Origin of the sequence: Paenisporosarcina sp., from assembly GCF_049671445.1 — a bacterium.
GTDB lineage: Bacteria > Bacillota > Bacilli > Bacillales_A > Planococcaceae > Paenisporosarcina.
This window is the reverse complement of sequence record NZ_JBATUX010000044.1, coordinates 1-6,333: the sequence shown is the minus strand read 5'-3', so window position 1 is coordinate 6,333 and position 6,333 is coordinate 1. Positions and strand designations below refer to the sequence as shown.

The 6,333-nt window shown below is 36.9% G+C and carries 8 protein-coding genes, 1 tRNA gene, 1 other RNA gene and 1 pseudogene; 8 read left to right on the top strand and 3 right to left on the bottom strand.

Going from position 1 to position 6,333, the window contains the following annotated elements:
* Positions 1-128: pseudogene (locus WBG45_RS06435) on the top strand (deoxynucleoside kinase); the annotation flags it as partial.
* A 202-nt stretch (positions 129-330) separates the two neighbouring features.
* On the opposite strand, the gene WBG45_RS06430 reads toward WBG45_RS06435, so the two are convergent.
* Positions 331-795 carry a hypothetical protein gene (locus WBG45_RS06430; RefSeq protein WP_424413037.1) on the bottom strand — a complete coding sequence of 155 codons (465 nt, stop codon included), beginning with the start codon at positions 793-795 and terminating at the stop codon, positions 331-333.
* Between the two features lie 138 nt (positions 796-933).
* On the opposite strand from WBG45_RS06430, the gene WBG45_RS06425 reads away from it, so the two are divergent.
* Complete coding sequence (locus WBG45_RS06425) at positions 934-1,464, top strand: N-acetyltransferase family protein (RefSeq protein ID WP_424413036.1); 531 nt, start codon at positions 934-936, stop codon at positions 1,462-1,464.
* Between the two features lie 155 nt (positions 1,465-1,619).
* Here WBG45_RS06425 and WBG45_RS06420 read toward each other — a convergent pair.
* A tRNA-Ser gene (locus WBG45_RS06420) sits at positions 1,620-1,712 on the bottom strand.
* 651 nt (positions 1,713-2,363) lie between these two features.
* Between WBG45_RS06420 and ffs the strand changes: the two genes are divergently transcribed.
* From ffs to WBG45_RS06390, 6 genes are all read left to right on the top strand, one after another.
* Positions 2,364-2,630: signal recognition particle sRNA large type (ffs, locus tag WBG45_RS06415), an RNA gene on the top strand.
* Between the two features lie 151 nt (positions 2,631-2,781).
* Positions 2,782-4,551 (top strand): DNA polymerase III subunit gamma/tau, encoded by a 1,770-nt coding sequence (gene dnaX, locus WBG45_RS06410; protein ID WP_424413034.1) that lies wholly within the window; start codon positions 2,782-2,784, stop codon positions 4,549-4,551.
* 14 nt (positions 4,552-4,565) lie between these two features.
* Positions 4,566-4,886 carry a YbaB/EbfC family nucleoid-associated protein gene (locus tag WBG45_RS06405; protein WP_024536314.1) on the top strand — a complete coding sequence of 107 codons (321 nt, stop codon included), beginning with the start codon at positions 4,566-4,568 and terminating at the stop codon, positions 4,884-4,886.
* An 11-nt stretch (positions 4,887-4,897) separates the two neighbouring features.
* A complete protein-coding gene (recR, locus tag WBG45_RS06400) occupies positions 4,898-5,494 on the top strand; it encodes a recombination mediator RecR (protein ID WP_024536315.1) in 597 nt (198 codons plus the stop codon).
* A gap of 20 nt (positions 5,495-5,514) precedes the next feature.
* Complete coding sequence (locus WBG45_RS06395; protein ID WP_424413031.1) at positions 5,515-5,727, top strand: YaaL family protein; 213 nt, start codon at positions 5,515-5,517, stop codon at positions 5,725-5,727.
* A 67-nt stretch (positions 5,728-5,794) separates the two neighbouring features.
* Entirely contained in the window at positions 5,795-6,055 is a 261-nt protein-coding gene (locus tag WBG45_RS06390; RefSeq protein ID WP_424413029.1) for a pro-sigmaK processing inhibitor BofA family protein, read from the top strand.
* Between the two features lie 11 nt (positions 6,056-6,066).
* Here WBG45_RS06390 and WBG45_RS06385 read toward each other — a convergent pair.
* On the bottom strand, positions 6,067-6,333 hold a 267-nt coding region (locus WBG45_RS06385), incomplete at its 5' end, for a hypothetical protein (RefSeq protein ID WP_424413027.1).

Genomic DNA, 6,333 nt, shown 5'->3' with positions numbered 1-6,333 from the left:
TCAATGCTTGCCCAGTGCTACGTTTGAATATCAATGATTACGATTTAATGAAAAATCCAGATACTGTTGAACAAGTTGTAGAACGTGTTGGTCATTTTATCCAACAAACTGCAGTATTACGTAAATAGATAAGCCAGACCTTCAGCGAAAGCTGGAGGTCTTTATTTGTCTGTCCGTATAATTAAGTCTTCAAAATTCTTTTCCCGACGGAGTCGCCGCCCTTCACTCCAATCAAATGACCAGAATTCTTAACAAATTCAAAGGCATACACTTCAAATATTCGTTTATGATCCATCAATAGATATTTATGAAATTGCCTCACTTAGTAAATTAATGATTACGTTTGGTAATAAGGTAGCTGCAAAATGCAAGGATTGGAAAAAGAGCCAATAGACAGATGACTATCGTGTAAACGGTCATATTAATACCCCAAAAAGAGCTTTGAATAGTGTTGCTAGCATATTTTCCATCTGGTATTGCTTTCACATAATGACCCTTTTCATCTTCAATGGCAATGGCGTCATCGGTACTTACATCCACTATTGAAAAATACTTAGTGCCTTTACGATAAGTATTTGAAAAATTTCCTGAATAAGTTCCCTCCATATCGGAATACTTAGTTACTATTCCAATTTCTCGATCGACTTGCTCGACCTCTTCATCATTAACTACATAGATAACCCCATCCCATACTACAAACGAATAAGCCCAATCTGCATTTGATTTGTTGACCAAGAAGAATGATGACCATGTGAATAAAAATAAGAATACAAGCAGAAATGATCTCCTTTTCATCTGAATCCTCCTTATTTTTCCCATTTGACGTATGAGATTTTGATTAAGTTACAAGATTAGGAACATCTTCATTAGAGGATAAGTGAACTTAATCTAGAAATTTATAATAGACATCTTATAAAAAAGGGAAGTGAGTAGATGGAATATCAAATTCGTAAAGCAGTACTAGATGATGCGAAAGGCATTGCCAAAGTCCATATCAATTCATGGAAATCAACCTATAAAGGAATTATTTCAGATGAATTTTTGAGTAAAATGAACATTGAAAGAGGAATAGAGAGATGGAAAGGCAGATTAAAGAATCCTTCTGAAAAATATCAAGTACTAATTGCAGTAGATGATCAACAACAAATAATCGGTTTTATAGATGGTGGTCAAAATAGAGGAGAAAAGGATAAATACGATGCCGAAGTATACTCGTTTTATTTACTCGAGGAAGTTCAAAAACAAAAGATTGGGAGCGAAATGTTAAGGAGATTTGCAGAAGAACTAAGAAGTAATGGATTTTTCAACATGATCGTATGGGTGTTAAAAGACAACCCAGCAAGAACATTTTATGAAAAAATGGGAGGGAAGTATTTGGAGGCAAAATGCTTGGAAGAGTTATCAGTAGAGGAAGTTTCCTATGGCTGGAAAGACATCAGGGAGTTAACCAAAGAAATATCATAGCAGACCAAAAGTAAGGGATACGGAGGAATTTATAAAAAAAAGACGACTCAAGTGAGTCGCCTTCTTAATATTCGGACTATTTATGTTAGAAGAAAATTCGTTACGTTAGTAACGAATTACAATCTCCATCTATATGCGCGTGTTTGTTGAAAAAATGGAGGAGGTAGAGGGATTCGAACCCCCGCGGGATTTTACTCCCCTGTCGGTTTTCAAGACCGATCCCTTCAGCCAAACTTGGGTATACCTCCGTGTCAACAGAGTATAATTTATCATGTAAAAAAAACAAAGTCAACAAGAACCCTATATAAAATTAAAGTTTAAATATTACATCTATTTAGAGTTGAGAATCATTTTGAAATGAAAGAAAATATTGGTATATCCTTACAGAGTGTTTAGGTTAATAGACGTGATGTAGTGAAAAGTTAGGTATCTTAACTCATCAGGAAGATTTGTATTAGCTGTCGTCTCTTTCATGTTCTGATAAGGAATGAAGTAGCCACCATTCTTTTGAATGGCATTTACTTTTAAGGTGAGTGCATGAACTTCATTCTAGGAAAGTCATATTTAAATTCCTTGTTTGTTTAAAAATCAACTCCATCATAATCTGCTGGATGGTCCTAGTTTCCCTCGAGAAGAGTTCATTTTCAATTTGTTGAGCGGTTAATATTTTTTGGACGAGCTTAGCTGTTGTTGATTTTCCGTATCCAAGTAGTCCTTCAATCAAATTGTGTTATGTATTCATAAAATAGTACTCCTTACTTTGGGGATGGAGCTCTACTAGTTGCTATTGTTTAATTACATACTTTTTCCTTCATGAAAATCAAGCATTCTTAAAAATTCTCTAATAATATCGTAGAATCATTTGATTTTTTCGCTAAAAATCAGTATACTAATAAATGCCGTGCTAGGTGGGGAGTTAGCGGTGTCTTGTAACTCGCAATCCGCTCTAGCGAGACTGAACTCCTTCTCTAAGGCTGTTTATATGTAGGGTCTGACTTTTGCACGTAGTGTTGACGTCTGGGTCCTGCGCAATGGGTACCCATGAATCAGGTCAGGTCCGGAAGGAAGCAGCCTTAAGTGGAATTTCTCATGTGCCGCAGGGTTGCCTAAACTGAGCTAACGACAGAGGTTCCGCTTATGTATGTCAGTCGAAGGAAGGTGCACGGCATACATACTTCTATTCAGGTGTTTGTTCGCGATTCATGCGAATAAACACCTTTTTTGTTCGAAAATTATTGATTTCAAAAGAGCTAGAGGAAGCACATTATGGTATAATTAAAGGACTGTTTAAAATCACACTACAAGGGGAGAAATCAGTTGGCGTATCAAGCTTTTTATCGTGTTTACCGACCGCAATCATTCGCGGAAATGTCTGGTCAAGCACATGTGAAACAAACCCTTCAAAATGCTCTCCTTTATAATAAAACAACGCATGCGTATTTATTCAACGGACCACGTGGTACTGGTAAAACCAGTGCTGCAAAAATCTTTGCAAAAGCATTAAACTGTGAACGAGGACCTGTTTCGGAACCCTGTAATGAATGTGAAACGTGTAAAAGTATTACGAATGGTTCAAATACAGATGTTATTGAATTTGATGCTGCATCCAATTCACGTGTTGAAGAAATTAGAGATATTATTGAAAAAGTTCGGTTTGCACCTGCGAATTCACGTTATAAAGTGTATATCATAGATGAAGTGCATATGCTGTCTAATAGCGCATTTAATGCATTATTAAAAACGCTAGAAGAACCACCGTCTCACGTTGTGTTTATTTTAGCGACAACTGAGCCTCATAAATTACCGTTAACGATTATTTCTAGATGCCAACGGTTTGACTTTAAACGAATTACGGCTTCGGATATTGTTGATCGCATGAATGTAGTGCTGGCAGACTCCGGCATTCCGGCGAATGATCAAGCATTAAAAGTCATTGCACAAGCTGCTTCTGGTGGTATGCGTGATGCATTAAGTATGCTCGACCAAGTCGTGTCATTTAGTGGTGAAGAAATGACGGTGGAAGATGCACTTTTAGTGACGGGCTCAATTGGACAAGAAATTTTTTATCAACTAGCAGAATCGTTATTATCAAAAGATGTTGGTAAAGTATTGACTCTTTTAGAAGAGTTAATGAAAGAAGGGAAAGATGCAGTTCGTTTAACTGAGGATTTAATCACTTTCTTCCGTGACTTACTATTAATGAATACTGCACCTTCTCTCGATGATTTATTAGAACTTGCTTCAAATGAAGAAAAATTTAAAGTACTGGCAAGTCAGTTTCCAGTAGACAAGTTGTATCGTTACATTGAAATCCTTGCTGCTACTCAACAAGAAATGCGTTATTCTAATCACGCAAAAGTATATTTAGAGACTGCACTATTAAAAATGTCTCATGTGAAAGAAAGTAACGCTCATCAGGAAGTTGATTTAAGTCACTTTGAAGAGAAAATTACGCAGCTTGAACAAATGATAGTTGGCCTTGAACAGCAAGTTAAGCAGGGAGTTTCTTCTAATAGTGGACAAACCCCACAAGCGAGTGAATCTCAAAAACGTCAACGATTAAGAACGCAAACAGGTTACAAAGCGCCGACCGGACGAATCCAAGAAGTATTGAAAACTGCAACGAAACAAGATATTCAACTAATTAAATCACACTGGACAACGATTATGAATCAGTTGCAAAAATCACACGCTGCTCTTTTAAACGAGGCAGAGCCAGTTGCCGCATCTGAGAGTGCATTTGTGTTAAAATTTAAATACGATATTCATTGCCAAATGGCAGCTGATAATCAGACCTTCTCTAGTGCCTTTTCTCATTTATTAATGAATTTAACAGGGAAAATGTATGAAATTTTGTTTGTTCCAGAAGAACCTTGGATTACTATCCGTGAAGAGTTTATTCGTCACAAAGGATTGAAGACAACGGATTCGAATTCGGATTTACCAGCCGAAATGAACGAGACAGAACAAGCTGCAGAAGAAATGTTAAGTTTCATGAAAGAAGAAAAAGCGGCTACTGAAGACCCTTTGATAGTAGAGGCAGAAAAGTTATTTGGTAAAGAATTTGTAGAAATACATGATGATTAGGGAGGAAAATTAATATGCGTGGAATGGGAAATATGCAAGGTATGATGAAACAAATGCAAAAAATGCAAAAGCAAATGGCTGAGGCTCAAGAAGAATTGGGAACTCAACATTTCGAAGGTGTTGCTGGTGGAGGTATGGTTAAAGTAACTGTATCTGGACACAAAGAAGTAATTAATGTTGCACTAGATGAAACTGTTGTTGATCCGGAAGACATTGAAATGTTACAAGATTTAATTGTTATCGCAACAAACGATGCAATGAAAAAAGCGGAAGAAACAACGAACTCCACGATGGGACAATTCACGAAAGGATTGAACCTCCCTGGCATGTTCTAGGAGGAAAGCACATGCATTATCCTGAACCGATATCGAAATTGATTGATAGTTTTATGAAATTGCCAGGTATTGGACCGAAAACTGCGGCCCGTCTGGCATTTTTCGTGTTAAGTATGAAAGAAGATACCGTACTTGAATTTGCTAAGGCGCTAGTAGATGCTAAACGGAATTTAAGTTACTGCTCAATTTGTGGTCACATTACAGATATAGATCCATGTCATATTTGCCAAGACAAACAACGTGACAACACGGTTATTTGTGTAGTTCAAGATACGAAAGACGTCATTGCTTTGGAAAAAATGAGAGATTTTAAAGGGTTGTATCATGTGCTTCATGGCGCTATATCTCCAATGGATGGAATAGGTCCGGAAGATATCAACGTTCCACCATTGTTGAAGAGACTCCAAGATGAACGAGTTGTTGAATTGATTTTGGCTACCAATCCAACAATTGAAGGCGAAGCTACTGCTATGTACATTTCAAGGCTAGTCAGACCGTCAGGGATTCGTACAACACGAATTGCGCACGGGCTTCCGGTAGGTGGAGATCTAGAATATGCGGATGAAGTCACTTTGTCTAAAGCGCTAGAAGGTCGACGTGAGTTTTAAAGAGGAGGCCCAGCTAGCGGATGTTTTTTAAAAAAGCAAAACTTAAAAAAGACTTCGATACGAAGTTTATTACCTTAATGAAAGAAACAAAAGAAGAATGGCAGCAAGCACAAACAATTGAATCGCTAATAGACGATTACGATTTGACGGTTATTGTGCAACGAAAAATTGCTGAAAGTAAACACTTCTTTCTATATAAAGAAGCACGACTACGAAAAATCCTTTTGAAATGAAGTATATGTTATACCAATCCCTTCATATAGTTAGAGATAACTTATTATGAGAGGTAGGAGAAGCTAGATGAAGCTGGCTCTTTATTTGATTGGTATAACTGTACTTCTTTTTTTATTGCTTAATAAAGCATCGAAAGGACGAGTAATCGAAGCGTTCTCTATTTGGTGGTTTAGAGTAGCGTTTGCGTTTGTTATTCTGTTTGCAATTAATCTTATCGCAAGTCAATTCGGCTTATTCGTTCCAATCAACATTGTATCTGGTTTACTTATAGCTTTTTTAGGAGTACCTGGAATAGCTAGTGTGATAACCATTTCTATATTTATATAATTAATCGAAAATTAGTATTGACTTATATAAGGCAGACTGATATATTTATTAAGTTGCTGATTTAAGCGCAACGAAGTAAATGAATAAGCAAAACTTTTTGTTGACATGACAATGAGTTTTTGATAAGATATAAGAGTTGCTGTTGAAACGGTGACGCTAACACATGAACCTTGAAAACTGAACAGCAAAACGTCAACTAACAAGCGGAACGCACTTCGGTGCCGGAAGCATAAACGTTTTCTTCCGCCGACACCTGTCGGTATCGAAAACAAACTTGA